General features: G+C 59.6%; 21 protein-coding genes. 5 read left to right on the top strand and 16 right to left on the bottom strand.

Going from position 1 to position 25,576, the window contains the following annotated elements; genetic code table 11:
- Window positions 1-6: 6 nt before the first annotated feature.
- Together araD1 and NL116_RS13850 are read right to left on the bottom strand one after the other, a co-directional pair.
- A complete protein-coding gene (gene araD1, locus NL116_RS13855; protein WP_494377653.1) occupies window positions 7-999 on the bottom strand; it encodes an AraD1 family protein in 993 nt (330 codons plus the stop codon).
- A 150-nt stretch (window positions 1,000-1,149) separates the two neighbouring features.
- Window positions 1,150-2,472 (bottom strand): MFS transporter, encoded by a 1,323-nt coding sequence (locus NL116_RS13850; RefSeq protein ID WP_494377652.1) that lies wholly within the window; start codon window positions 2,470-2,472, stop codon window positions 1,150-1,152.
- 193 nt (window positions 2,473-2,665) lie between these two features.
- Here NL116_RS13850 and NL116_RS13845 point away from each other — a divergent pair, with 193 nt between their 5' ends.
- Together NL116_RS13845 and NL116_RS13840 are read left to right on the top strand one after the other, a co-directional pair.
- On the top strand, window positions 2,666-4,402 hold the full coding sequence (locus NL116_RS13845; protein ID WP_494377651.1) for an IlvD/Edd family dehydratase: 1,737 nt from the start codon (window positions 2,666-2,668) through the stop codon (window positions 4,400-4,402).
- Between the two features lie 120 nt (window positions 4,403-4,522).
- Window positions 4,523-5,242: a FadR/GntR family transcriptional regulator gene (locus tag NL116_RS13840; RefSeq protein WP_494378060.1), complete on the top strand. Its 720-nt coding sequence runs from the start codon at window positions 4,523-4,525 to the stop codon at window positions 5,240-5,242.
- 132 nt (window positions 5,243-5,374) lie between these two features.
- Here NL116_RS13840 and NL116_RS13835 read toward each other — a convergent pair whose 3' ends face one another.
- From NL116_RS13835 to NL116_RS13800, 8 genes are all read right to left on the bottom strand, one after another.
- Window positions 5,375-7,750, bottom strand: coding sequence for an efflux RND transporter permease subunit (locus NL116_RS13835; protein WP_494377650.1), 2,376 nt, complete (start codon window positions 7,748-7,750; stop codon window positions 5,375-5,377).
- Between the two features lie 25 nt (window positions 7,751-7,775).
- A complete protein-coding gene (locus tag NL116_RS13830; protein WP_494377649.1) occupies window positions 7,776-8,828 on the bottom strand; it encodes a WD40/YVTN/BNR-like repeat-containing protein in 1,053 nt (350 codons plus the stop codon).
- 1,120 nt (window positions 8,829-9,948) lie between these two features.
- Entirely contained in the window at window positions 9,949-12,606 is a 2,658-nt protein-coding gene (gene pepN / locus NL116_RS13825) for an aminopeptidase N (RefSeq protein WP_494377648.1), read from the bottom strand.
- Window positions 12,607-12,616: 10 nt separating this feature from the next.
- On the bottom strand, window positions 12,617-13,447 hold the full coding sequence (locus NL116_RS13820) for a DUF2797 domain-containing protein (protein ID WP_494378059.1): 831 nt from the start codon (window positions 13,445-13,447) through the stop codon (window positions 12,617-12,619).
- Entirely contained in the window at window positions 13,444-13,704 is a 261-nt protein-coding gene (locus tag NL116_RS13815) for a YeaC family protein (protein WP_123435606.1), read from the bottom strand. Before NL116_RS13815 ends, NL116_RS13820 begins: the two co-directional genes overlap by 4 nt.
- A 34-nt stretch (window positions 13,705-13,738) precedes the next feature.
- Complete coding sequence (locus NL116_RS13810; RefSeq protein ID WP_494377647.1) at window positions 13,739-14,608, bottom strand: rhomboid family intramembrane serine protease; 870 nt, start codon at window positions 14,606-14,608, stop codon at window positions 13,739-13,741.
- The gene (locus NL116_RS13805; RefSeq protein WP_494377646.1) at window positions 14,605-15,576 is read right to left on the bottom strand and encodes a metallophosphoesterase; all 972 of its coding nucleotides are present in this window, start codon (window positions 15,574-15,576) and stop codon (window positions 14,605-14,607) included. The genes NL116_RS13810 and NL116_RS13805 overlap by 4 nt, the downstream gene beginning before the upstream one ends.
- Window positions 15,576-16,466, bottom strand: coding sequence for an NAD(+) kinase (locus tag NL116_RS13800; RefSeq protein ID WP_010459816.1), 891 nt, complete (start codon window positions 16,464-16,466; stop codon window positions 15,576-15,578). Before NL116_RS13800 ends, NL116_RS13805 begins: the two co-directional genes overlap by 1 nt.
- Before the next feature lie 108 nt (window positions 16,467-16,574).
- Between NL116_RS13800 and NL116_RS13795 the strand changes: the two genes are divergently transcribed.
- Window positions 16,575-17,525 (top strand): DUF1853 family protein, encoded by a 951-nt coding sequence (locus NL116_RS13795; RefSeq protein ID WP_494377645.1) that lies wholly within the window; start codon window positions 16,575-16,577, stop codon window positions 17,523-17,525.
- A gap of 116 nt (window positions 17,526-17,641) precedes the next feature.
- Here NL116_RS13795 and NL116_RS13790 read toward each other — a convergent pair whose 3' ends face one another.
- Window positions 17,642-18,925 carry an arsenic transporter gene (locus NL116_RS13790; protein ID WP_494377644.1) on the bottom strand — a complete coding sequence of 428 codons (1,284 nt, stop codon included), beginning with the start codon at window positions 18,923-18,925 and terminating at the stop codon, window positions 17,642-17,644.
- A 282-nt stretch (window positions 18,926-19,207) separates the two neighbouring features.
- The gene (locus NL116_RS13785) at window positions 19,208-19,768 is read right to left on the bottom strand and encodes an NADPH-dependent FMN reductase (protein WP_494377643.1); all 561 of its coding nucleotides are present in this window, start codon (window positions 19,766-19,768) and stop codon (window positions 19,208-19,210) included.
- A 176-nt stretch (window positions 19,769-19,944) separates the two neighbouring features.
- On the opposite strand from NL116_RS13785, the gene NL116_RS13780 reads away from it, so the two are divergent.
- Window positions 19,945-20,205: a hypothetical protein gene (locus NL116_RS13780; protein ID WP_494377642.1), complete on the top strand. Its 261-nt coding sequence runs from the start codon at window positions 19,945-19,947 to the stop codon at window positions 20,203-20,205.
- A gap of 88 nt (window positions 20,206-20,293) precedes the next feature.
- Entirely contained in the window at window positions 20,294-21,187 is an 894-nt protein-coding gene (locus tag NL116_RS13775; RefSeq protein WP_494377641.1) for a LysR substrate-binding domain-containing protein, read from the top strand.
- On the opposite strand, the gene NL116_RS13770 is transcribed toward NL116_RS13775, so the two are convergent.
- The 4 genes from NL116_RS13770 to rnhA form a co-directional block, all read right to left on the bottom strand.
- A complete protein-coding gene (locus NL116_RS13770) occupies window positions 21,153-21,767 on the bottom strand; it encodes a GNAT family N-acetyltransferase (protein ID WP_494377640.1) in 615 nt (204 codons plus the stop codon). The genes NL116_RS13775 and NL116_RS13770 overlap by 35 nt on opposite strands.
- Window positions 21,768-21,781: 14 nt before the next feature.
- Entirely contained in the window at window positions 21,782-24,037 is a 2,256-nt protein-coding gene (locus tag NL116_RS13765; protein WP_494377639.1) for an Orn/Lys/Arg family decarboxylase, read from the bottom strand.
- Between the two features lie 165 nt (window positions 24,038-24,202).
- A complete protein-coding gene (dnaQ, locus tag NL116_RS13760) occupies window positions 24,203-24,961 on the bottom strand; it encodes a DNA polymerase III subunit epsilon (protein WP_027923390.1) in 759 nt (252 codons plus the stop codon).
- A 153-nt stretch (window positions 24,962-25,114) separates the two neighbouring features.
- Entirely contained in the window at window positions 25,115-25,567 is a 453-nt protein-coding gene (gene rnhA, locus NL116_RS13755) for a ribonuclease HI (protein WP_494377638.1), read from the bottom strand.
- Window positions 25,568-25,576 lie beyond the last annotated feature (9 nt).

The raw sequence follows: 25,576 nt of genomic DNA, 5'->3' as shown, positions 1-25,576 counted from the left end.
GTCTCCTTAAAGGGTGCCGACGGTGCCGGGTTCGAACGCTGCTTGCACAGGCTCGATGCCGTTGATCAACGGCGCACCAAACTCGGCCTGGCTGATTTCAAACACGTCACCCGGTCGCGTACGAATACCGTCGGCGAACGACAAGGTCGCGGTGCCGAAGAAATGAATGTGCACGTCCCCCGGACGCAGGAACTGGCTGTACTTGAAATGGTGGTATTCGAGGTTTTCCAGGCTGTGGCACATGTTGGCCTCGCCGCTGAGAAACTCGTTCTGCCACAGCACCTCACCGTCACGTAGGATGCGGCTGGTGCCCGCCAGGTGTTGCGGCAATTCGCCAACGCGAAGTTCCGGACCATAGCTGCAACTGCGCAGTTTGGAATGCGCCAGGTAGAGGTAATTTTTACGTTCCATGACGTGATCGGAGAATTCGTTGCCGACCGCATAACCGAGGCGATATGGCTTGCGATCATGGCCGATGACGTAGAGACCACTGAGTTCGGGCTCTTCGCCGGCGTCTTCGGCGAACGGTGGCAGCGGGAACGGTTGGCCGGGCCGAACGACGATGCTGCCGTCGCCTTTGTAAAACCACTCCGGTTGCACGCCGGCCTGTCCTGCTACCGGTTTACCGCCCTCCACACCCCAATTGAAGATGCGCATGGTGTCGGTCATGGCCGCTTCGTCACCGGCGTGTTGATGCATTTTGTCCCGTGCCGAAGCGCTGCCCAAATGGGTCAGGCCGGTGCCGCTGACCAGCATGTGCGCCGGGTCCGGGTGATCCAGTGGTGGCAGGATGCGCCGCGTGGCGAGCAGTTCGGCGTAGTTATGGCTGATGCCCAGGCCCAGGGCGTTTACTTGCTGCTGCAGCGTTGTGCCGGCCTTGATCGCTGCCAACGCCAGATCGCGGACCGTGTGCGCGTCTTGCACTTCACGGACCAAACCATCTTCGACAACACCGACGCGGCGCTCGCCGTTACTTAATTCGAATTGAACCAAACGCATGATTTTCTCCTGTAAACAATTCTTCAAAACCCCGCCGAATTAATGTGGGAGCGGGCTTGCTCGCGAAAGCGGTGTGTCAGTCACCATTAATGGTTGAAGTGATGGCCTCTTCGCGAGTAAGCCCGCTCCCACCGTTGATTGATGTTGACCTTAAGTACGGGTTGCGCCGCGCGCACTGGCTGCAAATTGATCCGCCGGCAGCACATGCTTGCGCTCCAGCAACCGATAAACCACACCCGTCAACACCAGCCCGAACACCATCACACCCGACAGGAAATACAGCCCCGACGCGAGGTTGCCGGTGTACTCCTTCAGTGCACCGATCACGAACGGACCGATGTAACCGCCCAGGTTGCCGACTGAGTTGATCAAGGCGATCCCGGCCGCCGCACTGGCCCCCGCGAAGAACCGGCCCGGCAAGGTCCAGAACACCGCCGTGCAGGAGAACAGCGCGAAAGCCACCAGGCAAAGCGCCGCCAGTTGCAACACCGGCACCGTCAGCCAGGCACTGAGGAACAGGCCAATCGCACCCAGCACATACAGCACGGCGAGGTGGCCGTAGCGGTCATTCAACCGGTCGGAGCTGCGCGGAATAATCAGCAAACCGACGATCCCGAAAATGTACGGCACTGCGGAAACGAAACCGGTGACGAGGTCGCTGCCGCCGAACTGTTTGATCAACGTTGGCAACCACAGGCCCAAGCCATAGATGCTCAACGTCACTGGCAGATAGAACACCGCGAGCAGCAACACACGCTTGTCCTTGAGCGCGTGCAACGGATTGCCGTGACGGGTCTGGCCGTATTCCTCAAGGTCCTTTTTCAACTCGCCATACAGCCAGTCCTTCTCGGCCTGGTCCATCCATTTCACTTGTTGCGGGCCATCAGGCAGGTAACGCAGCACCGGCCAGGTCAGCAGGATCGCCGGTGTACCAATGACGATGAACAACCACTGCCAGCCGTGCAAACCGAGGGTGCCGTCCATGCCGAGCAATCCGCCCGACACAGGGCCGGTGACCATCATCGCGATGGGTTGCGAAAGGATGAACAGACCGAGGATCTTGCCGCGATGACGAATCGGGAACCACTGGGTGATGTAGTACAGAACACCCGGGAAGAACCCGGCCTCCGCTGCACCGAGCAGAAAGCGCATCACATAGAAGCTCTGCGGTCCCTGAACGAACGCCATGCCGATGGTGATGGTGCCCCAGGTGATCATGATCCGCGCGAACCATCGGCGCGCACCGAAGCGATCGAGCATCAGGTTGCTGGGGATTTCAAACAGGAAATAACCAATGAAGAACAGCCCGGCACCCAGACCGTAAGCCGCGTCACCGAGGCCGATGTCGGCGCCCATGTGCAGCTTGGCGAAGCCTACGGCGGAGCGATCCACATAGGCGATCAGGTAAAGCAGGATCAGGAAGGGAATCAGTTTCAGCGTGATGCGGCGGATAAGCCGCAGTTCCTGGCTCATGAGATCGGTCTCCGATTGTTGTTGTTATAGAACCTCGGGGGCCGCCTCTCGCGAAAAATCGCCAGGGCCATCCCTCCGTTGAAAATGACTATATAGTATTACTAATTAACCAACAACACTTCCAAAGGCAGGGTTTTGCGCTTATGTTACGCAGAAGCCGCAACAATATAGTCATACAATAAGAGAATCGATCATGTCTGATAAGAAACCCACCCTGCGCTCCGCCCAATGGTTTGGCACCGCCGACAAGAACGGCTTCATGTACCGCAGCTGGATGAAGAATCAAGGCATCGCCGACCACCAGTTCCAAGGCAAGCCAATCATTGGCATCTGCAACACCTGGTCGGAGTTGACCCCGTGCAACGCGCACTTCCGCCAGATCGCGGAGCACGTCAAACGCGGGGTGATCGAGGCCGGTGGTTGGCCGGTTGAATTCCCGGTGTTCTCCAACGGTGAATCGAACCTGCGCCCGACCGCCATGTTCACCCGCAACCTGACGAGCATGGACGTCGAAGAAGCGATTCGCGGTAATCCGATTGATGGCGTGGTACTGCTGACCGGTTGCGACAAAACCACTCCGGCGCTGTTGATGGGCGCCGCCAGTTGCGACGTGCCGGCGATCGTCGTCACGGGCGGGCCAATGCTCAACGGCAAGCACAAGGGCCAGGACATCGGTTCCGGCACCGTGGTTTGGCAGCTCAGCGAGCAAGTGAAAGCCGGGACTATTTCCCTTGACGATTTCCTCGCGGCCGAGGGCGGCATGTCCCGCTCGGCGGGCACCTGCAACACCATGGGCACGGCATCGACCATGGCCTGCATGGCGGAAGCGCTCGGCACTTCCCTGCCCCACAACGCGGCGATTCCGGCAGTTGATTCACGCCGTTATGTGTTGGCGCACATGTCCGGCATGCGTGCGGTGGAGATGGTTCGCGAAGACTTGAAGCTGTCGAAGATCCTCACCAGGGAAGCCTTCGAAAACGCCATCCGCGTCAACGCGGCCATTGGTGGATCGACCAACGCCGTGATCCACTTGAAGGCTATCGCCGGCCGCATCGGTGTGGACCTGGAGCTGGACGACTGGACCCGCATCGGTCGCGGCATGCCGACCATCGTCGACCTGCAACCGTCGGGTCGCTTCCTGATGGAAGAGTTCTACTACGCCGGCGGGCTGCCCGCCGTGCTGCGCCGTCTCGGTGAAGCCAACCTGATCCCGCATCCGAATGCCTTGACCGTCAACGGAAAAACCCTCGGCGAGAACACCAAGGACGCGCCAATCTACGGCCAGGACGAAGTAATCCGCACCCTCGACAACCCGATCCGCTCCGACGGCGGTATCTGCGTGTTGCGCGGCAACCTGGCGCCACTCGGTGCGGTGCTGAAACCGTCCGCGGCCACCGCAGAACTGATGCAGCATCGCGGGCGGGCGGTGGTGTTTGAAAACTTCGACATGTACAAGGCGCGGATCAATGATCCTGAGCTGGACGTCGACGCCAACTCGATCCTGGTGATGAAGAACTGCGGGCCGAAGGGTTATCCGGGCATGGCCGAAGTCGGCAACATGGGTTTGCCGGCCAAGCTGCTCGCCCAAGGCGTGACCGATATGGTGCGCATTTCCGATGCGCGCATGAGTGGCACCGCTTATGGCACTGTGGTTTTGCACGTCGCGCCGGAAGCGGCGGCAGGCGGGCCGTTGGCCGCGGTGAAGGAAGGTGACTGGATTGAGCTGGACTGTGCCAGCGGTCGCCTGCACCTGGACATTCCGGATGCTGAACTGGCGGCGCGGATGGCGGATCTGCCACCACCACAACAGATGATCCTGGGCGGGTATCGTCAGCTGTACATCGACCATGTGCTGCAGGCGGATCAGGGTTGCGACTTCGACTTCCTGGTCGGCTGCCGCGGCGCAGAGGTCCCTCGCCACTCTCACTGATCACCCCCCCCCAAATGTGGGAGCAGGCTTGCTCCCACATTTGCTTTGCACCTGCCTCAAGATCCCGTCGTGCCTGTTATCATGCGCGACACCCCTTCGCACAGGACCGCGCCGTTCCCCATGGATTACCGCAAACCCTCCGACCGCAAAAGCATGCACTCGCGCATTGTCCAGGAACTGGGCATGCAGATCGTTTCCGGGCGCTTCAAGCCGGACGACAAACTGCCCGCCGAAGCCCTGCTGTGTGAGGAGTACGCGGTCAGCCGCCCGGTGCTGCGCGAGGCCACCCGAGTGTTGGTCGCCAAAGGCCTGGTGTATTCGCGCCCGCGTGTCGGCACGGTGGTCAAGCAGCGCAAGGAATGGCACATGCTCGACCCGGACGTTTTGCATTGGCTGATGCAAAGCAGCCCGCAGAATCAGTTCTTCGATTTGCTCACCAGCGTGCGCAGCATCATCGAGCCCGCTGCCGCAGCACTGGCCGCTCAGTTCGCCACCGACGCAGACATCGCCTCCATCGGCGAAGCCTATCAGCGCATGGAGGCAGCCCCGACCCCGGAAGCGTTGCTGCAACCGGACCTGGACTTCCACAGCCGCATCGCCGATGCGACCCACAACGACTTGCTGGCCAACCTGTGCAACATGCTGTCGGTGGCGATTGCCGAGGCGCTGAAGCATTCCAATCAGCGGCCGAACCTGCATGAACTGGCGCTGCCCCGGCACAAGGCGATCCTCACGGCCATCGAGAATCGCGACGCCCTCGGCGCACGGCACGCGACACTGGTGCAGCTGGATGATGCGCGCAATGCGTTGAATGTGGTGTTGGGTAGCGATCCCAGCTGATTCAACACAATCCAACAGCTGCAAAAATCCCCTGTGGGAGCGGGCTTGCTCGCGCCTACAAGGGTTTAGCGTCAACCTTCAGATGTAAAAAAGCCGCAACCCAGGTTGCGGCTTTTCTGTTTCAGGCAAGGGTCAATGAGCGAACAGCGAGTTGCCCTTCTGCCCGGCCAGTTTCTCCGGTTTGATCAGGAAACGTGCCAGCGCCGGCAGCAGCCACAGCGCGCCGAACATGTTCCAGAGCAGCATGAAGGTCAGCATCAGCCCCATGTCGGCCTGGAACTTGATGGCCGAGAAAATCCAGGTGCACACGCCAATCGCCAGGCACAGGCCGGTGAACAGCACCGCTTTACCGGTGGACTTCAACGTTTGGTAATACGCTTCTTGCAACGGCAGACCGGCACGCAGGAAGCTTTCCAGACGGCTGTAAATGTAAATGCCGTAGTCCACGCCAATCCCCACACCCAGCGCCACCACCGGCAGGGTCGCGACTTTCACACCGATGCCCATGAAGGCCATCAGGGCGTTCCCAAGTACGGAAGTCAGTACCAGCGGCAGAACGATGCACAAGGTCGCCGCCCACGAACGGAAAGTGATCATGCACATGGTCGCGACACAGATGTAGACGAGGATCAGGATGGTCAGCTCGGATTCCTTGATGACCTCGTTGGTGGCCGCCTCGATCCCGGCGTTACCGGCGGCGAGGATGAATTCCAGGCCGTCCTTGTTGTTCTCCTTGGCGAATTCCTGCACTGCATGCACCGCGCGATCCAGCGTTGCCGCCTTGTGATCGTTAAGGAATACCAGCACTGGCGCCAGGGAGCAGCTGTTGTTGTACAGGCCATCGGCACGCGCAATGGAGTTGTTCAGCACGTCCGGGTTACGCGACAGGGTTTCCCATTTCAGGTTGCCCTCGTTCATGCCCTTGATCATCTGCTTGGACACGGTCACCAGGGAAATCGCCGACTGCACGCCCTCGGTGTTCTGCATCTTCCACATCAGTTCGTCGATCGGCGCCATGGCTTCATAGCGTGAGCAACCTTCCGCCTTGGTCTTGACCATCACCACCAACACATCGGAACTGGTGGAGTAGTTGCTGATGATGAAGTTGTTGTCTTTGTTGTAGCGCGAGTCCGGACGCAGTTCCGGTGCACCCTGATCGAGGTCACCGATTTTCAGATTCTGGCTGTACCAGAGACCGCCGCCGAAGGCGACCAGGGCCAGAAAGATCGACACCGGTGCGACTTTTTTGCTGGCGAAGTTCGACAGCAGACGCCAGAACGGGTGCTCGCGGTGCGCGTCTTTCTTGCTGCGTTCAACGGCGCGCTTGCTGATACCGACGTAGGAAATCGCCACTGGCAGCAGGATCAGGTTGGTGAACACGATCACTGCCACGCCGATGGACGCGCCGATGGCCAGTTCACGAATCACACCGATATCAATGATCAGCAGCGTGATGAAACCTACCGCATCCGCGAGGATCGCGATCATCCCCGGCAGGAACAACTGACGGAACGTGCGTCGTGCGGCGGTCAGTGCGTTGTCGGCCTCACTGGATTGCAGGGCGATACCGTTGATCTTCTGTACGCCGTGGGAAATACCGATAGCGAAGATCAGGAACGGCACCAGCATCGAATACGGGTCCAGCCCGAAGCCGAAGAAGTGCATCAACCCCAGCTGCCAGACCACCGCCACCAGCGTGGTACTGAGTACCGCCACGGTGCTGCGCATGCAGTTGGTGAACCAATAGAGCAGGATCAGCGTAATGATGAAGGCGACGCCGAAGAACATCACCACCATGACCAGGCCATCGATCAGGTCGCCGACTTTCTTGGCGAAACCGACGATGTGGATCTGCACGTTAGGGTTTTGTTTTTCAAACTTGTCGCGGATCTTTTCTTCCAGCTGATGGGAGAACTGGCGGTAGTCCAGCGCCAGCAACTTGCCCTGATCCTGCGGGTCCGGGTAGGACTCCAGCAGCGGGATATCGACGATGCTCGACTTGAAGTCGTTGGCCACCAGACGCCCGACCTGACCGGACTTGAGGACGTTGTTGCGCAGCAAATCGAGGCTTTGCTGGGAACCGTTGTAGCTCTGCGGAATGACCTCACCCCCGGCGAAGCCCTCCTCCGTCACTTCGGTCCAGCGAACGCTCGGGCTCCACAGCGACTTGAGGCCGGAACGATCGACGCCGGAAATGTAGAACACCTCGTCGTTGATCTGACGCAGAGTCTCCATGTATTCCTTGGAGAAGATATCGCCGTCAGTGGCTTCGACCGAGATGCGCACGGTGTTGCCCAGGTTCGCCAGATCGTTACGGTGCTCCATCATCTTCTGAATGAAGGGATGCTCGAGCGGGATCATTTTTTCGAAACTGGTGGACGGCCGGATCAGCGTCGCCTGCCAGAACAGAAAAATACTGACCAGCAGGCAGATCGTGATCACTGCCGGGCGGTTGTTGAAAATCAGGCGCTCAAGAAACGTCGCCTTGTCCTGATGATGACTTGTCATGGATGTCATAGCTCCGCCCTTCTTATTATTTGCCCAGCTCTGAGCCGGTTGGCGAAGTAGCGCGAACGCCGCCCTGTCCTGCCAGAATCAGATTGCCGTTGCCCGCCGCCGTCACTGCCGATACGGAAATGCGATCCGGACGGTTGAACACGCTGAAGGTTTCGCCGTTGTCGTTGCTGCGGATCACCGAGCCGCCGTTGCCGACGATCACGATGGAACCGTCGTCGAGCAGCGTTGCCCCGGACAACCCGAATTCCAGTGCGCCGCGAGCGGCTTTCAGCTCAACCTGTTCCCAGGTGCTGCCGAAATCCGTGGAGCGGTAAAGATTGCCGCGCAAGCCGTACGCCAGCAGCGTATTGGCTTGCGCCGTGCCGATCACCCCGAACAGCGAACCCTGGTACGGACCTTCGAGTTTTTCCCAGGTCTGGCCCCAATCGGCGGAACGGAACATGCTGCCCTGCTCGCCGACGATAAACAGCCCGGCATCCTTGACCGATGCGATGCCATTGAGGTGGAACTGGTCTTCGTTGTCCAGGCGATCACTGGCGTCTTCCCAGTTTTTGCCACCGTCGGTGGTTTCCAGCAGCGCGCCATACGCGCCCACGGCAAAGCCGCTGTTGACGTCTTTGAACCAGACGTCGAGCAGCGGCGCTTCACGTTTCAAATCTTCGAATTGCTTGATCCAGGTGGCGCCACCGTCCTCGCTGGCGAGGATCTGTGCGTCATGGCCGACGGCCCAGCCGTGTTTGTCATCGACGAAAAACACCGACGTCAGCAGTGCCCGGGTTGGCACCTTGGCCTGAACCCAGGTCACGCCCTGGTCGTCGGAATAAAGAATATGCCCGCGATCACCGACCGCCACCAGGCGTTTACCGGCGTGGACAATATCGAGCATCAGGCTTTTGGTGGCCTTGGCAGACTCAATGGCATAAACAGCATCGGATGCTGGCGCGGCAGCGGCCAGCGCTGGTGCCGACAATGCGGCACAGCCCAACAGCGAGAGCGCTGTAGCCAGCAACGCGATTTTGCGCAGTGCCGGCGGGCGGCAGATACCGACACCCATGACAGGCTCACTCATAGACCTTCCCCCATTATTATTGTTAGGTCGTTCAACCTTTCAGGGCGCCGTAAGGTGGCTCGTTGTGATTGGCTGTTTGGAGCGTAGTCCTGAAACGCGCAATCTAGAGCCCCTTCGGAAGCTGGCTTATCCTATCGGGGTTTGGAAAGGTCTGACAATCGACGCCACGTTATCTTTTGTTAACCTGACGGGGATGGGGTTTGGCTGAATGATTGGGTATTACGTTAGGTGATTAGGTTGTAGTGGTCGATGGTCGATGGTCGGTGGTCGGTGTATATATCCGTTTCTGCGGTAACGGCTGCTTAGGGTTTCGCTCTTACAGCGACTCACTTTTCCAGACGCCGAAAAGTAAGCAAAAGGCTTCGCCCCGGCGTACGGCACTTCGCTAAGGCTCAGTGTTCCCTCGCTACGGTATCCATCAGGGGGCATCGCCTACGGTCTGCTTCGCGACGACCTCCTCTCGATGTTTGCGGCTTCGCCGCACGGCGCTACGCGCCTACCCCCCTGATGAACACCTACGCTCGGCCTGCCGAAGGGGCGAAAGATCAAAAGCAAATCAAGATCAAGATCAAGATCAAGTTCAAGTTCAAGTTCAAGTTCAAGTTCAAGTTCAGAAGCCAAAGCCAAAGCCAAAGCCAAACACGTTCTAAAGTTTCAGCCTCCCGCCCCCTCTACAGCGAACACCTCCCGCTTCTCACCACTCAACAGGCCGAGCGTTAGCTCGCCTGCAGCTCTTGATCTTGATTCACCCGCCCCTTCGGGAGGCTGAGTGGAGGTGTGCATCCGGGGAGTGGCGCGCAGCGCCGTTCGACGCAGTCGAACACGCTGCATGTAGGTCGTCGCGAAGCAGACCGGAGGGCAGTGTCCCCGGATGGATACCGGAACGAAGGAACGCCGAGCTTTAGCGAGGGGCCGGACGCTCGGGGCGAGCCTTTTTTTGCTTACTTTTTTTTGGCGTTTGAAAAAAAAGTGAGTCGCCGTAAAGGCGAAACCCTAAGTGGCCGTTACCGCAGAAATGGATATGTACACCAAGAAAGAGAATGGTCGGCTGTCAGGCCGCCAAGTCAAAGAAACCCGCTCCCACAGAGCCCGAGCGAACCCTGTGGGAGCAAAGCATCACTCAGGCCAGACTCTTGCTCACGACTTCAAACACATCACTGGACAACTGCCCCGAAGCACGAATCCGCTCCAGCTCGCCTTTCATCAACGCCTGACGCGCATCGTCATACTTGCGCCAGCGAGTCAGCGGCGCCAACTGACGAGAAGCGATCTGCGGGTTAAACCCGTTCAACTCAATCACCAGATCCGCCAGGAAGCGGTACCCCGAGCCATCCGCCGCATGGAAGTTGATCAGGTTCTGGCCGGCAAACGCACCAACCAGCGCCCGCACCTTGTTCGGGTTCTTCATGTTAAAGGCCGGATGCAGCATCAACTGACGCACACGCTCCAGACCACCCGGCAACGCACAGCCCGCCTGAACACTGAACCATTGATCCATGACCAGCGGATTGTCCTTGAAGTGTTCGGCAAAACTCGCCAGCGCCTTGGCCTTCTCTGCTTCAAACGGCGAATTGACCAGCACCGCCAACGCCGTCAGGCGCTCGGTCATGTTATCGCTGGTTTCAAACTGCTCAAGCGTCGCCGCCAACACTTCCGGCTTACCGCTCAACATCAGGTACGACAGCGCAATATTCTGCAACGCACGACGAGCAAAGTGCTCAGCCTCGGCCACATAAGGGGTCTTCTTCGACAAATCGCGATTGGCCTGATAACGCAGCCACAACGCCTCGAACAACCCTTCAGCCAATTGCTTGCGCGCAAACTCACGAGCGATGTGAATCGCATCGACGTCAGCCACTTCACTGATTTCAGTCAGGTACGCCTCACCCGGCAACGACAGCATTTCCGCGACCATCGCCTGATCCAGCGTCTCGTCCGACAGCACGGTGCGCAGGGCAGAAATCAAACGCTGATCCAGCACCAGCGTTTCACCCGCCTGATGCTGGGCAATCAGCTCTTGGAGCACCTGCACCGACAGTTGCTGACCGGCGTCCCAGCGGTTGAAGCCGTCGCTGTCGTGCTGCATCAGGAACATCAGTTGATCGCGGTTGTACGGGAAGCTCAGTTTGACCGGCGCCGAGAAACCCCGCAGCAACGAAGGCAACGGCTGTTCAGCGATGTCGACGAAGGTGAACGTCTGCTCGGCTTCGGTCACCGAGATCACCCGCGACGTGCCTTGAGCGCTGGCTTCGCCGGACAGGCGCAAGGCAATCGGCGCGCCTTTGGCGTCCAGCAGGCCCAATTCCACAGGAATCACGAACGGCAGTTTTTCTACCTTGTCCGGGGTCGCCGGGCAGCTTTGACGGAAGGTCAGGCTGTAGGTTTGTGCCACCGCGTCATAGGACTCGCTCACCGCCAAGCGCGGAGTTCCGGCCTGGCTGTACCAGCGCTTGAACTGCTTCAGGTCGACACCGTTGGCGTCTTCCATCGCCTTGATGAAGTCATCGCAGGTCACGGCCTGGCCGTCGTGGCGGTCGAAGTACAGGTCGCTGCCTTTGCGGAAGCCATCAGCGCCGAGCAAGGTACGGATCATGCCGACCACTTCCGAGCCCTTTTCGTACACGGTCAGGGTGTAGAAGTTGGAAATTTCGATGAAGCTGTCCGGGCGCACGGCGTGGGCCATGGGACCGGCGTCTTCGGCGAACTGGTGCGTGCGCAAGTAAGCCACGTCCTGGATGCGCTTGACCGTGGCCGAGTTCATGTCCGAGGAGAACCCGGCATCGCGGAACACGGTGAAGCCTTCCTTGAGCGACAGCTGGAACCAGTCACGGCAGGTCACGCGGTTGCCCGACCAGTTGTGGAAGTATTCGTGGGCGACGATGGCTTCGACGCGCTGATGCGCGGCGTCGGTGGCGGTTTCGGCGCGGGCCAGCACGGCGCTGGAGTTGAAGATGTTGAGGCCCTTGTTCTCCATGGCGCCCATGTTGAAGTCGTTGACCGCAACGATCATGAAGATGTCCAGGTCGTACTCGCGGCCGTAGACCTCTTCATCCCAGCGCATCGACTTCTTCAGGCTGTTCATGGCGTGCTGGCACTTGTCGATGTTTTCTGGCTCGACGTAGATGCGCAACGCCACGGAACGCTCGGTCATGGTGGTGAAGGTGTCCTCGACACACCACAAATCACCGGCCACCAGCGCGAACAGGTAGGCCGGCTTCATGAACGGGTCTTCCCAGGTCGCCCAGTGCCGGCCGTCTTCGCCGGGGCCTGAAGCAATCGGGTTACCGTTGGACAGCAGCACCGGATAGCGGTGCTGCTCGGCGACGACCGTCGTGGTGAACTTGCTCATCACGTCCGGTCGGTCGAGGTAATAGGTGATCTTGCGGAAGCCTTCGGCCTCGCACTGGGTGCAGAACATGCCGCTGGATTTGTACAAGCCTTCCAGTGCGGTGTTGGTTTCCGGGTGGATCTTGACGCTGGTGTCGACCGTGAAGGTGGTGCTGGTCGGGTGCAGCGTCAGGTGATTTTCCGTCAGTTGATAGTCGCTTTCGCTCAGCTCGCGATCGGCCAGGGTCACCGCCAAAAGCTCAAGCTGCTGACCGTCGAGCACCAGCGGCGGCAGGCCGGGGCCGCGTTCAGGATTGCGCCGCATCACTAGCTGCGCATGGACCAGGCTGTGGTCCTCGAACAACTCGAAGGTCAGGTGCGTCTCGTCGATCAGGTACTCAGGCGCCTGATAGTCTTTCAGGTAAATCATCTTCGGTTGTTCGGTGCGCATGCTGGAGTCCTTACTGATGCACGGCGAGCTGATAAGCCGTGTATTTACGAATATTGATCACGCCGGTGTCGAAGATCAGGTATTGACCCTTGACGCCCAACAGCGTGCCTTCGGCAATCGGATTCTTGTCCAGGTTGAAGCTGACAATTTTGGCCGGGTATTGCTCGACCGGATAGCGGATTTCGAGGGTTTCTACGTCGGCAATGGTCTGAATCGCCTGTAGGCCAAATCGTTCCTGCAAGGTTCTCAGGCCCTCGGCGCAGCTGTCGAACAGTTGATCACGCACCTCGGCCAGATCCACCGACGCCGCTTCACCCTTGAGCAAGGCACGCCAGTTGGTCTTGTCCGCCACCTGACTGCGAAAGAGGTCTTCGACGAAACCTGACTGCTGACGGGTCGACACGCGCATGATCGGCAACGCCTGGCGGGCGCCCTGATCGATCCAGCGGGTCGGCAACTGGGTGGCGCGAGTAATCCCGACTTTCACCCCCGAGGAGTTGGACAGGTACACGATGTGGTCGGTCATGCAGAACTTCTCGCCCCACTCCGGCTCACGGCAGGTGCCTGCGTCGTAATGGCAACGCTCGGGGCTCATGATGCAGAGGTCGCACTGCGCCAGTTTGGTCATGCACGGGTAGCAATAACCCTGGCTGAAGCTGGTTTTGGTCTTGCGCCCGCAATGGGTGCAATGAATCGCCCCCAGGTATTCCAGGCGCACGGTGGTCCCGATCATGGGATTGACCGGCACCTCGAAATCGTCCAGGCGAAACGCATACTGCACGTCGGACCCGTCAAGACGCGCCGACATTTTATTGATTGCACCGCGGCCAATCTCGATCAATGGATGGCATCCGACTTGAACAGAATGTTCGGTACGCTGATCGACTTCGAACTGCATTCCTGCGGGCCCATGTAGCCAGTGCGCTGGTCTTCGGGCAGGTTCTGGATTTCCCAGGCGATCATCGCTTGCAGCGACAGTTCGCGTTGTTCGGCGGTGAGTTTGCCACCGTCGGACCATTTACCGATTTCCACCGCCAGTTTCAGGCTCTGGTAGATATCGGGTGTGATGTTTTGGATCATTTCGTTAAAAGAGGACATCAAGGTCTCCGCGCTCTTTACTGCATAAACTGATTTAGGCGGCCAGTTTACGGCGGTTATACAAACCACCCAACAAACCGGTCAGGCATCCGACGAGCAACCCGCCGACGTGCGCCGCATTGGCGATTTCACCGAAGCCGATCATCGAGACCAGCCCGGAGAGGCACAGCACCAGCCACACCAGCATCATCACCAGCACGCCACGCGGCAGGCGATAAGCCGGGTTGGGCGACAACAGCTGAAAGATCCAGCAATGCCCGAGCAAGCCATACAGCACGCCGGACAAGCCACCGAACAAGGTCGGGCCGCTGAAATAATACTGGGCATAGTTGGAGACGAGGCTGAACAGCAGCGTCAGGCCGATCAGGTTGATGCTGCCCTGACGCGATTCGATGCGCCGCCCCAGCTCCCAGTACCACATGCCGTTCATGGCCAGGTGCAGGACGCCAAAGTGGATCAGCATCGGCGTCATCAAGCGCCACCACTGCCCCGCCGCCAGGCTGTCGCCCAACGGTACGAAATGGATGTACTCGCCGATTACGCGGAAATCGAGGAAGGTCAGCCAGCGCAGGGTGTCGAGGTTTTCGCCCAGCAGCGTCACCGCGCCGACCAGGATGCTCAACAGCAAAATCGCCGCAGTCGCCTTGGCGTAGCGCAGTTGCTCGACGAAACCGGGACGCTTGGTCATGTGCGCCGCTGGAATATCCAGTTGCTGATCGGGATCACCCGCCGGAAAGCGTTCGTACAGCGAGCGCACGTCTTCGCTGATGTTGGACGGTACCCAAAGCACCTGTTCGCCCGACTCTTCGCTGACGCGATGCGGCACCTGCATGCGCTGCAGCAGTTTGACGAACCCGCTCAAATCCACCGCCAGCGGCAGACGCAATACGGCCACAACACTCATTGCAACACCTCCGGCCGTTCGACATCGACCCAGACAAATTTATGCGGATCGAGCCGGGTTTCCTGATCCAGCCGATAGGCGACCAGTTTGCCGTAGAGCACGGCGCTGTAATCCAGACAGGCCAGGTTCGGGCGAATCGGTACCGGCTTGCCGCTGCGCCAGTAGTGGCCGACGAATAACAGCGGCTCGTCGACGCCATAGCGCAGCAAGGTATTTTTTTCCGTGGATGACAGCGGCGTCCTGGCCACGGGCTCGGGCAATGCGTCGGGCTGGAACACAATGTCTCCGTAGGTTTGCGGGTCGTCTTCCCAGAATTTGGTACGGAAGAACGAACGCACCAGACCGTCGCCGCTGGTCATGGTCAAGCCATCGGGCAGGCGCATGTCGGTGCCGCGCAGCAGTCGGTCGAACACAGTGCAGGCGAAACTGCCCGGCACGGCCGAGGCCTGGAGGAAATGCTCATCAACGCAACCATTGGGAAACAATCCGCGTAACGGTTCGATCAGGCCGGAATCCCAGCACGCGTGCACCACCCGGAAGCGCCCGGCGTCGACGAACAACGGCATCTCGTAGAACCATTGAAGGAAGTCATGCCAGTCACCGGGATGGTCTTGGAACTGGGTCAGGGTTTCACCCAGCAATCGGGCATGGCGCGGCGTGTGTTCCCGGACGAACTGCTTGCCGCTACCCGGTGGCGCCGGCGTGCTCCAGCCCAGTGCGTTGAATTCATGATTGCCCATGATGCACAGCGCCTGGCCGGCCTCGACCATGTCGTGGACGATGTGCAGCGCCTCGCGAATCCGCGGGCCGCGATCAATGATGTCGCCCACAAACACGGCCATGCGCGACGGATGCCGCCAGACGCCACCTTGTTTGTGATAACCGAGCCGGTCGAGCAAGTGCTCAAGGGTCAGAGCGCAACCGTGCACGTCACCGATCAGGTCGTAGCTACGCGCGGGATCGAGCATCAGTCGCCTCCACCACCCAATCGACTGCCCCAACCGAGCTTGGTCCGGCAAACTTCGTAGTAGTTGTGGTCAAGCGGATGGATCAGTCGCAGTTTCTGCGCTTTCTTGCTGATGGTAATGGTGTCACCCGGCGCACAGGTGAAGTGGTTCTGCCCGTCACAGGAGACTTGCGGGTAAATCTGCATATCTTTGGACACGACGATTTTCAGCTCACTGTTGCCATCGACCACAATCGGCCTGCCCGACAAGGTATGGGGGTACATCGGCACAATCACAATAGCGTCAAGCTTGGGGTGCATGATCGGTCCGCCCGCCGACAGCGCGTAGGCGGTCGAACCGGTGGGCGTCGCGACGATCAGGCCGTCGGCCTTTTGGCTGCAAACGAACTGGCCGTCAATGTACAGCTCGAACTCGATCATCCGCGTTGATTTGCCGGGGTGCAGCACCACATCATTGAGCGCATCGCCCTGACCGATGGCCTCGGCGTGACGGCGGACTTCGGCTTGCAGCAGGAAGCGGTTTTCTACCAGGTAGTGGCCGTCGAGCACTTCGGCGACTTTGACTTCCAGCTCGTCGGGGCGGATATCGGTCAGGAAACCAAGGCTGCCACGGTTGATGCCGAGCACCGGAATATTGTGCCGTGCCAGCGCCCGGGCGGCCCCCAGCAGGCTGCCGTCACCGCCGACCACAATCACCATGTCACAGACTTCGCCGAGCATCTTGCGTGACGATGTTTGCAGGCCATGACCGGGAAGGACTTCGGCGATGGTGTCTTCGAGGATCACGTGCAAGTGACGATCGAGCAGAAACCGTTTCAGTCGGCGGACGGTATCCAGCACCTGGGAGCTGCCCAGGCGACCGATGATGCCGATATTACGAAATTGCTCCATGGGGTTCCTGCAAGGACGGCGAAAAAGACGATTATGGGCGAAAGCGCAGGATAGACAAAATCCTTTCAGCCACAAGGGTGTACTCATGTTTAGGGCTATGCTCGCAAGATGATCCTATTTCCCGATTTGCTCTCGTTGCCCCATCAGTTGCGCCACCCCGAAGTGCGCGACCTGGCCTGGGTCATCCTCGCGCCGCCGATGCTCGTCGATACGCCGTGGCCGCAGCGGCATCCGCTGGCTGGCAGCGACTGGGTGCAAGAACCGCAGCGCCTGGAACGCTGGCTGCGGCAACTGGACCGTGACAGTTACGACTTGCTGCACTGGCTGTCCCAGGCCCGAACCCGACGCTTGGGCCTGTATTACGAGCGGCTTTGGCAGTACGCGGTGCGTCAGGCGCCGGGGATCGAGCTCATCGCCGCCAACCTGCCGATCCGCCGTGAAGGCCACACACTCGGCGAACTGGACATGTTGCTGCGTGACCGCGATGGCGTGCACCACCTGGAACTGGCGATCAAGCTCTATCTCGGACCGCAAAATGGCGACGGGCATGACACCGCGCAGTGGCTCGGCCCCGGCTGTCATGATCGGCTGGACCGCAAACTGGCGCACCTGGCTCAGCACCAATTACCCATTTCTGCCCGCAGCGAAAGCCGTGAAGTGCTGGCGGCCCTGGATATTCAGCAGTTCAGCGCTCACTTGTGGCTCGGTGGTTACCTGCTGTATCCATGGCCGGGACTCGCCGAGCCGCCTGCCGGTGCCCATCCGCAGCATTTACGCGGTAGCTGGCTACATCAGAAAGACTGGGCGGACTTTGTCGTGCAACGGCCCTTCGGTCGCTGGCAGCCCCTGCCCCGCCATGCGTGGCTGGCGCCGGCGCGCTATCCCGCTGAGCAGACCTGGAGCGTCGAGCAGTTGAGTGCGTGGCTCGGTGAGCTGGCACCTTTGGCGCCGGCGCAGTTGATGGTGCGCCTGACCGAGAATGCCGATGGGGATTGGGAAGAGGCAGAGCGGTTGTTTCTGGTGGCAGATTTTTGGCCGAATGTACCGGGTAATGGTTGAGGTTTTGTAGCGCCTGGACCGGCCTCTTCGCGAGCAGGCTCGCTTCCACATTTGATCTCCCTATGGCGCTGATCGAGTGTGGGAGCGGGCTTGCTCGCGAAGGGGGCCGACTCGGTCTAGAGGGATAACCGCAACGCCAACGCCGCCAACGTCACCAACAACACCGGCACCGTCAGCACCACCCCGACCTTGAAGTAATACCCCCACCCGATCCGGATGCCCTTGCGCTCCAGCACATGCAGCCACAACAACGTCGCCAGACTGCCAATCGGCGTAATTTTCGGCCCCAGGTCGCTGCCGATGACGTTGGCGTAAATCATCGTCTCCTTCACCACACCACTGGCCTGACTGGCATCGATCGACAGCAAACCGATCAGCACCGTCGGCAAATTGTTCATGATCGATGACAGAACCGCCGTCAGCACCCCGGTACCCATGGCCGCGCCCCACACACCGTAATGGGCAAACCCGTCCAGCCAACCCGCCAGATACCCGGTCAGCCCGGCATTGCGCAGGCCATACACCACCAGATACATGCCCAGCGAGAAAATCACGATCTGCCAAGGGGCCTCTTTCATCACCTTGCGCGTGGAAATCTTGTGGCCTCGGGCGGCGATACCCAATAGCAACGCAGCGCACACCGCGGAAATGGCACTGATTGGGATGCCCAGCGGCTCCAAAGCGAAGCAACCGACGAGCAGGATCACCAACACCACCCAACCGGCATAAAACGTAGCCTTGTCATGGATCGCCGTGGCTGGCAGCTCCAGTTGTTCGGGGTCGTAAACCTTGGGAACGTCACGACGGAAGAACCACATCAGCATCGCCAACGTGGCCGCGACGCTCACCAGGTTGACCGGGATCATCACCGCCGCGTAGCGGTTGAACGTGATGTGGAAGAAGTCGGCGGAAACGATGTTTACCAGGTTTGACACCACCAGCGGCAGGCTCGCGGTGTCGGCGATGAAACCGGCGCCCATCACGAACGCCAGGGTCGCCGCCGGGGAGAAGCGCAGCGCCAGCAGCATGGAAATCACGATGGGCGTGAGGATCAGCGCCGCGCCGTCATTGGCGAACAAGGCCGAGACCAGCGCCCCCAGCAACACCATATAAGCAAACAGTTTGCGCCCACTGCCCCGCCCCCAACGGGCCACGTGCAAGGCGGCCCATGCGAAAAAGCCGGCCTCGTCCAGCAACAGACTGATGATAATCAGCGCCACGAACGTGCCGGTGGCATTCCAGATGATCTGCCAGACAATGGGGATGTCGCTCAGCTGCACGACGCCGAAAATCAGCGCCAGCACGGCACCGAGAACCGCACTCCAGCCCACGCCCAGGCCTTTGGGTTGCCAGATCACCAGGGTGATGGTCAGCAGGAAAATGAGTGAGGCGATAAGCATGCAAAGCAACCTTGCGCGGAAAAATAAACCGCGATTCAGCCGCAACGCACGAGCAGAGTAAAGCCCCAATTTTCTATACTTCACGATCCCGTAGCCGCTGACGAGCAGCGCGCGGCCGCGTGGCGGGCGGAGATCGGGTCGATGGTCTGTGGTCGATGGCTGAACACCCGCTAATCACTGTAGGAGTGAGCCTGCTCGCGAGGGCGGCGTATCAGCCAGGTCAATGCCGACCGACCCACCGCCCTCGCGAACAGGCTCACTCCTGCAAAGGAGACGGGTGTGTCAGACTTTTTTGTGTTGTTCGACCCATTTGCCATAGGCATTAATGAAGTTTTGCAGGAACGGCTTCACCGACTCGGACAATGTACCCGCTTCGTCAAACGCCGAGCCGGCACCACCGAGGTAGGCCTCCGGCTGCTGCATGCAGGGCACATCCAGAAACACCATGGACTGGCGCAAATGGTGGTTGGCGCCAAATCCACCAACAGCACCCGGCGAAACACTGATCACCGCGCCTGGTTTTCCGCTCCAGGCGCTCTGGCCGTATGGCCGCGATCCCACATCGATTGCGTTCTTCAAGGGTGCCGGCACCGAACGGTTGTATTCCGGGGTGACGAACAGCACTGCGTCGGATGAGCGTACTTGTTGCCGGAAAGTGCTGTAGGCTGCCGGCGGTGAAGCACCATCGATGTCTTCGTTGTAGAGCGGCAAATCGCCAATTTCGATGATCTGAAGCTTGAGATTGGCCGGTGCGAGGTCAGCCAGGGCCAATGCCACCTTGCGATTGATGGATGCCTTTCTCAAGCTGCCGACCACGACGGCGATCGTATAGACGTTACTCATGGAAGATGTCTCGACTGTCCGATGGAAAGAACTTGTAGGTATAGATGACGAATCACCCAGTGGGCGCTGAATTTCACTGCCCCTGACTATTTTTTTCTTGCAGGAAAACTTACTTCGCTTAAGCACGGTCTACAGAACCGAAAATTGAGCGATTTATCTCCAGAGGTTCTAAACAGATGGCAGCAGTACTTGTCGGTCAGTTCCATGCAAGAGACGCGGAAGGCCGCGTTTATTCCGTGCATGAGTTCCAGGAATCCACTCCGTCGGCTGACGGCCTCGGCGGCACGGAGCCTGTCACCACCTACAAACTGGCCATTGGTGATCGCGTCAAGAAGCTCGATGACGGTCGGTTCCAGTTGGTCCAAACGGATGTCACCCTGATTCGCGAGCCGGTCACTCCCATCGCTAGCGTGCTGGAAACCAACGTCGCTACATAACCCCGCGTTATGAGCAGAAGTCATATGCGCGCACTTGAGTTAGGATTCAGTCACTGATTCCCTCACCTGCTGAACATGGACTTCACGCATGCGTTTACGCCATATCGAAGTGATCCACGCGCTTGTGCAGACCGGTCACCTGGGCACCGCCGCCGAATGGCTGCAGCTGCCGGTGGCCGAGGTTGAAGGCATTTTGCGCGAGGCCGAGGGTCAGTTGGGTTTCATGCTGTTTTCCAGCGTGCGTGGGCGCTTGCAGGCGACCCGCGAAGCGCGGGAGCTGGAAGCACAAATCACCCACGTCTACGAAGCGCTGGAGCCCATCCAGCGCCTGGCCGCCAGCCTCAAGCAGTACCAGGCCCCGCCGCTGCGCATCATCTGCACCCCGCCGCTCGCTCAACAATTGCTGCCCCAGAGCATCGCCGCCCTGCGCCGACGCCTGCCCGATGCGCCTTGCAGCCTGTTCAGCCAACCGACCCGCGAGATCATCAAATCCCTGTTGTTGCGCGAAAGTGACCTGGGATTAAGCCTGCATGACCCCGATGTCGCCGACATCCATTGCCAAGTGATTGCCCACGGCAAGCTTCAGCTACTGGCGCCTCATGGCTGGCTGCAACCCAAGCAGAAATACATTTCATTGCAGGACCTGGCGGGCCAGTCGATGGTCGGCCTCGAAGGCCACGACCCACTGAGCCGCGCCTTGGAGAACAAATTGCAAGCATTGCGCCCTGCCCCGGTCGTGCATATCCGGGTGCAGACGCACCAGATGATGCGCAGCATGGTCGAGGCCGGAGAAGGCCTGGCGATTGTCGACCCGTTTACCGCCCTGGGCGCTAAAAGCAGCGGGCTGGATGTGTGTCCGCTGGCTCCGGCCGTGCCGGTCAGCCTCTATGCCCTGACCTTGAAAAACGGCGAACCAGCGCCCGCCATTCAGACCCTGCTGGACATCGTTATGGAACAAGCCGCGGCGATGCTGGCGAACTGATCGGTCTTTCGAGAGCATTATCGAACAAGCGATACCAGAACAGCGCCACTTCGGCTGTGTTTGGATCGATCCCTCGATAGCGCAGATGGTCCATCCCGCCAATCACGTAACCACAACGCTCATAGAGCCGGCAGGCACCGAGGTTGTTATTTTGGGTTTCGAGCATGATGCCCGGCAGCTTTTTCTTTCGACTCCAGAACTGAGCCACGTCCAACAAGGCCTTGGCCACCCCGTGGTGCCGCGCCGGGGCATGTACCGCCAGCTCGTCGATATGGGCAAAGCCGTTCCAGTTGGTGCTGACCACCAGATGACCGACCGGCTCATCGTCGAGGTACGCCATGAAAATCGCACTGTCGGCGGCATCACGAAAGCTGCTGAATTCTTCCGGGTCAATGCCGTAGCACTTCCTATAGGGGGTGATTGGCGTAATCAGCCACTGCTCGACCGGTTTGCCGATTTCGGCGGCACCATAGGCAGCAACTTCAAAGCTGAAATCACTGCCCCAGATGTAGGCCGCAAAGCCGTCATCGGCGACACGCACCGACAGGCCGGGATACTTGGGATTGATGACAGGTTGCATACTGGGAAAGGTCCTCATTCCTTGATGCAATCGACGGTGTAGTGCCGTCCATTGCCCTCGTCTTCGTGTTGCAATCCATGCACATCAACGACGAATCCTGGGAAACTGCTATCAAACGTCCGTGCAAATGAAAGATAGTCGATGATTGACCGGGTCGAGTGGGTGAACCGTTCACCCGGCATGATCAGCGGAATGCCTGGCGGATACGGAACCAGCATCACCGCCGCGATTCGCCCGTCCAGGGCATCGATCGACACGGCCTCCACCTCGCCCCGAACCAGATGATCATAGGCGTCAGCGGGTTTCATGACGATTTCCGGCAGGACGGTGTACATGCGTTTGAGGTGCTTGGCCGTAGCATTGCTGCGATAACAGGCGTGCAATTGATCGCACAAATCGCGCAACCCCATGCCTTGATAGCGTCCAACGCTCTGTTGCGCCACACAGGGCAGGCAGGTGGCCAGGCTGACGTTGGCGTCGTAGCTGCGCTTGAACTCCAGCAACTCGGTCAACAGCGTGCTCCATTTGCCTTTGGTAATGCCCATGGAGAACAACACCAGGAACGAATACAGCCCTGTCTTCTCGACCACCAGCCCGCGTTCCCAGAGGAATTTGCTGACCACTGCCGCCGGAATACCGCGCTCGCTCAGTGCGCCGCCTGCGGTCAGGCCGGGCATGACCAGGGTGACTTTGATCGGATCGAGCAACACATAATCGTCGGTGACTCCGCCAAAGCCGTGCCAGTCGGCATCGGGTTGCAGCAGCCAGTCTTCGGTGACCACGCGATCAATGCCTTCCACCGACGGCGGTTGCCAAATGGAAAACCACCAGTCATCCGCCGCGATGTGCTGCCGCAGATTGGCCAGCGCCCGACGAAAGCTCAGGGCCTCATCGAACATCTCCTGCAACAGCGAACGCCCGGCCGGGCCTTCCATCATCGCCGAGGCCACGTCCAGCGAGGCGATGATGCTGTACTGCGGCGAGGTGGAGATGTGCATCATGAATGCTTCGTTGAAACGGTCGCGGTCCAGTTGCCGCGCCCCGCCGTCCTGGACATGAATCATCGAGGCCTGGCTGAACGCGGCCAGCAACTTGTGCGTGGAATGCGTGGTAAACACCAGCGGGCCATCTTCGCTGCGAGAGGTGCCCATGCCATAACGCCCGGCGAAGAACTCGTGAAACGCCGCGTAGGCGTACCAGGCCTCGTCGAAATGCAGCACCTCGACACTGTTGCCCAGGCTCTGCTTGATCAACTCGGCGTTGTAGCAAAGACCGTCGTAGGTCGAGTTGGTGATCACCGCCAGTTTGACTTTGGGTGCTCGCCCTTTGGTCAGCGGGCTGGCGTCGATCTTGGCCTGGATCGATTCGCGGCTGAATTCGCTTAAAGGAATCGGGCCGATGATCCCCAGTTCATTGCGCTCCGGGCACAGGTACAACGGGATCGCGCCGGTCATGATGATCGAATGCAACACCGACTTGTGGCAGTTGCGATCCACCAGCACCAGGTCATCGCGAGCGACCATCGAATGCCAGACGATTTTGTTGGCGGTGGAAGTGCCATTAATCACGAAAAAGGTGTGATCAGCGCCGAAATTGTGCGCTGCTCGCGCTTCCGCCTCTGCCAGCGGACCGGTGTGATCCAGCAACGACCCCAGCTCGGGAACCGACACGGACAAATCCGAACGCAGGGTGTTTTCGCCAAAGAACTGATGAAAAGCTTGCCCGACCGGACTCTTGTGATACGCAACCCCACCGCCGTGGCCGGGTGTGTGCCAGGAGTAATTGGAATCGGCGGTGTGTTGCACCAGCGCCTTGAAAAACGGTGGCAGCAGACCGTCCAGGTACTTGCGCGCGGCGCGGGCCACTTGCCGGGCCAGGAACGGTACGGTGTCTTCGAACAGGTAAAGAATCCCGCGCAATTGATTGAGCTCGGCCATCGCATCGGCCGGTGCGTTTTCCAGCGTCACCTGTTCGCCGAGGGCAAAGATCGGCAGGTCCGGCGCACGCACACGCGCCAGGCCGATCAGTTCCGCCATGTTTTGCAACAAATGCGAGTGAGTGCTCGGGTCTTCGGCGGCAATCAACATGCAAGAGAGGCCGTGATGGGTCGACGCAACCAGCCGCCCTTCGGTGTAATCCACCGCCGAAACAATGCTGAAGCCTTCCTGCTCCAGCTCCCGGGCGATGCCCCGCACACGATCACCGGCGACGGTGTCGGCCTTGATGTCGCGGTGGACGATCAGGACCGGGAATTTCAAATCTTTATACATGGGGCTCAGTGTCCTGAGGCGGCAGACCGTGGTCGGCCAATACCCTCAGGGTAGAGGGTTGATGCCGATGTGGCGAGTGTCGATGCCCTGGAGTGGGTCAATCGGCGCACCAACATGTGGCCATCAACCTTGATTTGGAGAAGGACCGCGGGCCTCCCCCTCGCCTCAGGCCTGGGCCTTGGCGTCCGCCAGTTGTTGCCACAGCGACGGGGCGCCGGCGGCTTTCGCGATGGCTTCAAGACGTGCGACATGCTGGGCCAGGTCATCTTCGCTGGCGCGGATAATCCGGGCGCGTGGGCGGTCGGCGGGCAAGCGGCGGATTTCGGTGGCGGAGTTGTCCGCACCTTCGCCAGAGCCATTACCGTCAGACGCGTTGCCGGCCAGCGACAAGCTGGTCTGGCCGCCGGTCATGGTCAGGTAAACGTCGGCGAGAATCTCGGAGTCGAGCAACGCGCCGTGCAATTCGCGGCCGGAGTTGTCGACACCATAGCGTTTGCACAAGGCGTCGAGGCTGTTGCGCTGCCCAGGGTGACGTTCCCGGGCCATCATCAGCGTATCGAGGATCGAGCAGTGTTGCGTGATGTCCGCACGTTCGTGCTGGCCCATCAGCGCGAATTCGTTGTTGATGAAACCAACGTCGAACGCCGCGTTATGGATGATCAGCTGCGCGCCCTTGATGAACTCGAAGAACTCATCGGCCACTTCTGTGAAGCGCGGCTTGCCCACCAGAAATTCGTTGGTGATGCCGTGAACGCCAATGGCGCCTTCGTCACTTTCGCGATCCGGCTGCAGGTAAACGTGAAAATGCCGGCCCGTCAGGCGCCGACCAATCAACTCGACACAACCGATTTCGATAATCCGGTGGCCGTCGGTCACCGGCATGCCGGTGGTTTCGGTATCGAGTACAACGGATCTGGTGGCCATCAGTGCTCAGCTCTCAACGGGTCAATCGTGCAAAAGCGGCGATGTTACCACGCTCGCCTGGGTGTTTCAGGTACACCGATTTGCGGCCTTCGCGAGCTGGCTCGCACACACTGATCGTTGCCAAGCGAAGCATGGGAACGATCAGTGTGTGATTTATGCCTGCTTGTACCCGCGCACTTCATCAACACCCCGGTTGGCCAACTGGTCAGCCCGCTCGTTACCGTCATGACCAATGTGCCCACGGACCCACTTCCAGGTGACGTTGTGGCGATTGACCTGCTCATCCAGCATCTTCCACAGGTCAGCATTTTTAACCGGCTCTTTTGCCGCTGTTTTCCAGCCGCGCTTCTTCCAGTTATCCATCCATTCGTTGATGCCTTTCATCACATACTGGGAGTCAGTCACCAACAATACGTCGCAGGAACGCTTGAGCTCTTCGAGGCCACGGATCGCGCCCATCAGCTCCATGCGGTTGTTGGTGGTGTTGGCTTCGCCACCCCACAGTTCCTTTTCAACGCCTTTGCACACCAGCAGTGCGCCCCAGCCGCCAGGGCCCGGATTGCCTTTGCAGGCGCCGTCGGTGAAGAGTTCTACGCTATCGCTCATGCCAATCTA

The organism is Pseudomonas sp. FBCC-B1667 (genome assembly GCF_059133255.1).
Note: the sequence above shows the minus strand (reverse complement) of the source record. Positions and strands in the feature narration are given on the sequence as shown.

Bases quoted from the DNA above. Each gene is read 5' to 3' on its own strand.
- NL116_RS13765 (WP_494377639.1), bottom strand. From the start codon at position 24,037: ATGTATAAAGATTTGAAATTCCCGGTCCTGATCGTCCACCGCGACATC.
- pepN (WP_494377648.1), bottom strand. From the start codon at position 12,606: ATGCGCACCGAACAACCGAAGATGATTTACCTGAAAGACTATCAGGCG.
- NL116_RS13775 (WP_494377641.1), top strand. From the start codon at position 20,294: ATGCGTTTACGCCATATCGAAGTGATCCACGCGCTTGTGCAGACCGGT.
- NL116_RS13850 (WP_494377652.1), bottom strand. From the start codon at position 2,472: ATGAGCCAGGAACTGCGGCTTATCCGCCGCATCACGCTGAAACTGATT.
- NL116_RS13795 (WP_494377645.1), top strand. From the start codon at position 16,575: ATGATCCTATTTCCCGATTTGCTCTCGTTGCCCCATCAGTTGCGCCAC.
- NL116_RS13835 (WP_494377650.1), bottom strand. From the start codon at position 7,750: ATGACAAGTCATCATCAGGACAAGGCGACGTTTCTTGAGCGCCTGATT.
- NL116_RS13780 (WP_494377642.1), top strand. From the start codon at position 19,945: ATGGCAGCAGTACTTGTCGGTCAGTTCCATGCAAGAGACGCGGAAGGC.
- NL116_RS13845 (WP_494377651.1), top strand. From the start codon at position 2,666: ATGTCTGATAAGAAACCCACCCTGCGCTCCGCCCAATGGTTTGGCACC.
- NL116_RS13785 (WP_494377643.1), bottom strand. From the start codon at position 19,768: ATGAGTAACGTCTATACGATCGCCGTCGTGGTCGGCAGCTTGAGAAAG.
- NL116_RS13805 (WP_494377646.1), bottom strand. From the start codon at position 15,576: ATGCTCGATCCCGCGCGTAGCTACGACCTGATCGGTGACGTGCACGGT.
- NL116_RS13790 (WP_494377644.1), bottom strand. From the start codon at position 18,925: ATGCTTATCGCCTCACTCATTTTCCTGCTGACCATCACCCTGGTGATC.
- NL116_RS13800 (WP_010459816.1), bottom strand. From the start codon at position 16,466: ATGGAGCAATTTCGTAATATCGGCATCATCGGTCGCCTGGGCAGCTCC.
- NL116_RS13770 (WP_494377640.1), bottom strand. From the start codon at position 21,767: ATGCAACCTGTCATCAATCCCAAGTATCCCGGCCTGTCGGTGCGTGTC.
- NL116_RS13830 (WP_494377649.1), bottom strand. From the start codon at position 8,828: ATGAGTGAGCCTGTCATGGGTGTCGGTATCTGCCGCCCGCCGGCACTG.
- NL116_RS13810 (WP_494377647.1), bottom strand. From the start codon at position 14,608: ATGAGTGTTGTGGCCGTATTGCGTCTGCCGCTGGCGGTGGATTTGAGC.
- NL116_RS13840 (WP_494378060.1), top strand. From the start codon at position 4,523: ATGGATTACCGCAAACCCTCCGACCGCAAAAGCATGCACTCGCGCATT.
- rnhA (WP_494377638.1), bottom strand. From the start codon at position 25,567: ATGAGCGATAGCGTAGAACTCTTCACCGACGGCGCCTGCAAAGGCAAT.
- NL116_RS13815 (WP_123435606.1), bottom strand. From the start codon at position 13,704: ATGTCCTCTTTTAACGAAATGATCCAAAACATCACACCCGATATCTAC.
- dnaQ (WP_027923390.1), bottom strand. From the start codon at position 24,961: ATGGCCACCAGATCCGTTGTACTCGATACCGAAACCACCGGCATGCCG.
- araD1 (WP_494377653.1), bottom strand. From the start codon at position 999: ATGCGTTTGGTTCAATTCGAATTAAGTAACGGCGAGCGCCGCGTCGGT.